General features: G+C 54.0%; 3 protein-coding genes. 2 read left to right on the forward strand and 1 reads right to left on the reverse strand.

The genetic code is table 11. The annotated features are described in order from the left end of the window. A partial coding sequence (pepT, locus tag M989_RS23855) for a peptidase T (RefSeq protein ID WP_064549227.1) occupies positions 1–933 on the reverse strand: 933 nt, incomplete at its 3' end. A 269-nt stretch (positions 934–1202) separates the two neighbouring features. Here pepT and potA point away from each other — a divergent pair. Next, entirely contained in the window at positions 1203–2339 is a 1137-nt protein-coding gene (gene potA, locus M989_RS23860) for a spermidine/putrescine ABC transporter ATP-binding protein PotA (protein WP_064549229.1), read from the forward strand. After that, positions 2323–2404 (forward strand): hypothetical protein (locus M989_RS26380; protein WP_245191291.1); only part of this gene is annotated, 82 nt, incomplete at its 3' end. The genes potA and M989_RS26380, both read left to right, overlap by 17 nt.

Below are 2404 nucleotides of genomic sequence, written 5' to 3' on the forward strand. Positions count from 1 at the left end.
AATATAGCAGTCCGGGTGCAGCCCTTTACCCACCTTCTTGGCGATCTCCATCATTTTGCGCTTACGGGCTTCGAACTGCTTACGGTCGAAGTCACGCACGATATAGTGCATTTCGGCGCGATCTACCGTGCCCTTGATGCTGGTCAGATGATAGAAACCTTCATAGCCTTCGGTTTTTTCCGGGCTTTCATCGGCCGGCACTTCCGCATGAATACGCGTCGCCAGCGACAGCGCGTTCACCATTACCCCTTTGGCCGTGCCCGGGTGGACGTTGTTGCCGACAATTTTGATGGTGACCGAAGCCGCGTTGAAGTTTTCATACTCCAGTTCACCCACGCCGCCGCCGTCAATGGTATACGCCCACTGAGCGTTAAACGCTTCGACATCGAAATGTTTCGCCCCTTTGCCCACTTCTTCATCCGGCGTAAAGGCCACGCGGATATCGCCGTGCGGGATGTTCTGCCCCTTCAGCACCGCCAGCGCGGTCATGATTTCGGCGATGCCGGCTTTATCATCGGCGCCGAGCAGGGTTTTACCGTCGGTGGTAATCAACGTCTGCCCCAGCAGTTGGTGCAGCACGGGGAACATCACCGGAGAAAGCACTTCATCGCCGATGCCCAGCGCGATATCGCCACCGCGATAGTTTTCAACGATCTGCGGGTTAACGTTCTTACCGCTAAAATCCGGAGCAGTATCCACATGGGAAATAAAACCAATCGCCGGAATGTCGCCGCTGACGTTCGCAGGCAGGGTGCCCATGACCGTCCCCTTCTCGCTCAGCGTAACGTTCACCAGCCCCATCGTTTCTAATTGCTCTTTGAGCAGATGTAACAGTTTCCACTGCCCTTCGGTACTCGGCACCTGACGCACGCCGGGCTTCGATTGCGTGTCCAGAGAAACGTACTGCAAAAAACGCTCAAGCAATTTATCCATGTAGCCACCCTCACTTTTTGTGACAACATTATCAATAAGCCATAAAAGACAAATATTGCGTCAGGTCACTTTTAGCCCGGCAAAGGCAACTTTTTTTCCCCGAACGGCATCTAATCGTCAGATATTCCTATAGGAAGTTTAACAAGGATTGGCGATTGAGCACGTTTGCCGTAGAATGCCAGCCCTTATTAATACGTATCAGACCTCTAAACGTCTAAAGGTGGTTAACCACAAACCCCGCATCGCCAGATTTTTTTCGATGCGTTTACATGGGACAGAGTAATAAATTGAATACAAAATCGCGTTCGCTGTCACCGCTGGTGGAACTGGTGGGGATTCGCAAGGACTTCGATGGTAAAACGGTCATTTCGGATCTCGATTTGACCATCAATAACGGCGAGTTTCTCACGCTGCTTGGCCCCTCTGGCTGCGGCAAAACGACCGTCCTGCGCCTGATTGCCGGGCTGGAGAGCGTCGATGCCGGGCAGATCCACCTGGAAAACCAGGATATCACCCACGTTCCGGCTGAAGATCGCCACGTCAATACCGTCTTTCAGAGCTACGCGCTTTTCCCACATATGACCGTTTTCGACAATGTCGCCTTTGGCCTGCGCATGCAAAAAACGCCGGCCAGCGAAATTGCGCCGCGGGTGAATGAGGCCCTGCGCATGGTCCAACTGGAAGAGTTCGCACAACGTAAACCGCATCAGCTTTCCGGCGGCCAGCAGCAGCGCGTCGCCATCGCCCGCGCGGTGGTCAATAAGCCTAGCCTACTGCTGCTGGATGAGTCTCTCTCCGCACTCGACTACAAGCTACGTAAGCAGATGCAGAACGAGCTTAAAGCCCTGCAGCGTAAGCTCGGCATCACCTTTGTCTTCGTCACCCACGATCAGGAAGAAGCGCTGACCATGTCAGACCGCATCGTGGTGATGCGCGACGGTAAAATTGAGCAGGACGGCACCCCGCGTGAAATCTACGAGGAGCCGAAAAACCTGTTTGTGGCTGGCTTTATCGGCGAGATTAACCTCTTCGACGCGACCGTCATTGAACGCCTTGACGACCAGCGCGTGCGCGCTAACGTTGAAGGTCGCGAGTGCAATATCTACGTCAATTTCCCGGTCACCGCGGGACAAAAGCTTCACGTTCTGCTGCGTCCGGAAGATCTGCGCGTCGAGGAGATCCACGACGGAAATGAGCTGGAAGGGCTTATCGGCTATATCCGCGAACGCAACTACAAGGGCATGACTCTGGAATCGGTCGTCGAACTGGAAAACGGCAAGATGGTGATGGTCAGCGAATTCTTCAACGAAGACGACCCTGATTTCGACCACTCGCTGGACCAGAAAATGGCGATCAACTGGGTCGAAAGCTGGGAGGTCGTACTGGCTGATGAAGAGCACAAGTAAGTTCCAGAACGTGGTGATTGCCACCATCGTCGGTTGGCTTGTGCTGTTTGTGTTCCTGCCCAACC

The organism is Kluyvera georgiana ATCC 51603 (genome assembly GCF_001654985.1).
GTDB lineage: Bacteria > Pseudomonadota > Gammaproteobacteria > Enterobacterales > Enterobacteriaceae > Kluyvera > Kluyvera georgiana.